The organism is Bacillus sp. V3B, assembly GCF_024494465.1.
Taxonomy (GTDB): domain Bacteria; phylum Bacillota; class Bacilli; order Bacillales; family Cytobacillaceae; genus Bacillus_BD.
The window spans coordinates 1-754 of the sequence record NZ_JAETXM010000079.1; the positions used below are offsets into that span (position 1 = coordinate 1).

The window sequence follows — 754 nt, forward strand, 5'->3', positions numbered from 1 at the left end:
TGGTGGAGCCTAGCGGGATCGAACCGCTGACCTCCTGCGTGCAAGGCAGGCGCTCTCCCAGCTGAGCTAAGGCCCCAATTTATAATTGATAGATTTGGTATGGTCGGGAAGACAGGATTCGAACCTGCGACCCCTTGGTCCCAAACCAAGTGCTCTACCAAGCTGAGCTACTTCCCGGAAATATAAATGGTGCGCCCTGAGAGATTCGAACTCCCGACCTTTTGATTCGTAGTCAAACACTCTATCCAGCTGAGCTAAGGGCGCATATAAGTTAAATTAAATGGTGCCGAGGACCGGAATCGAACCGGTACGGTAGTCACCTACCGCAGGATTTTAAGTCCTGTGCGTCTGCCAGTTCCGCCACCCCGGCTAGGGCTTGGAGCGGAAGACGGGATTTGAACCCGCGACCCCCACCTTGGCAAGGTGATGTTCTACCACTGAACTACTTCCGCAGAATTATTTATTCTAGCTCTTTAATTTAAGGATGTGGTCTTGTGCGCTAAAAGCCTTTGGCTTTTATTGCAGATTGCCCCTCTTCGAGTCATGCAATCTTCTACCACTGAACTACTTCCGCGAAATATAAATGCGGGTGAAGGGAGTCGAACCCCCACGCCTTGCGGCGCTAGATCCTAAGTCTAGTGCGTCTGCCAATTCCGCCACACCCGCAAATGGTGAGTTATGCAGGATTCGAACCTGCGACCCTCTGATTAAAAGTCAGATGCTCTACCAACTGAGCTAATAACTCTAAATAAAT

General features: G+C 50.4%; 7 tRNA genes. All 7 read right to left on the minus strand.

Features of this window, described 5'->3' with window-relative positions:
• Positions 1–76, minus strand: a tRNA-Ala gene (locus tag JMM81_RS22630).
• Positions 77–100: 24 nt separating this feature from the next.
• Positions 101–177: transfer RNA gene (locus JMM81_RS22635), tRNA-Pro, on the minus strand.
• A gap of 10 nt (positions 178–187) precedes the next feature.
• Positions 188–264, minus strand: a tRNA-Arg gene (locus JMM81_RS22640).
• A 17-nt stretch (positions 265–281) separates the two neighbouring features.
• Positions 282–370 (minus strand) — tRNA-Leu (locus JMM81_RS22645).
• A 7-nt stretch (positions 371–377) separates the two neighbouring features.
• Positions 378–452, minus strand: a tRNA-Gly gene (locus JMM81_RS22650).
• A 132-nt stretch (positions 453–584) separates the two neighbouring features.
• A tRNA-Leu gene (locus JMM81_RS22655) sits at positions 585–666 on the minus strand.
• A 3-nt stretch (positions 667–669) separates the two neighbouring features.
• Positions 670–745, minus strand: a tRNA-Lys gene (locus JMM81_RS22660).
• Positions 746–754: the final 9 nt, after the last annotated feature.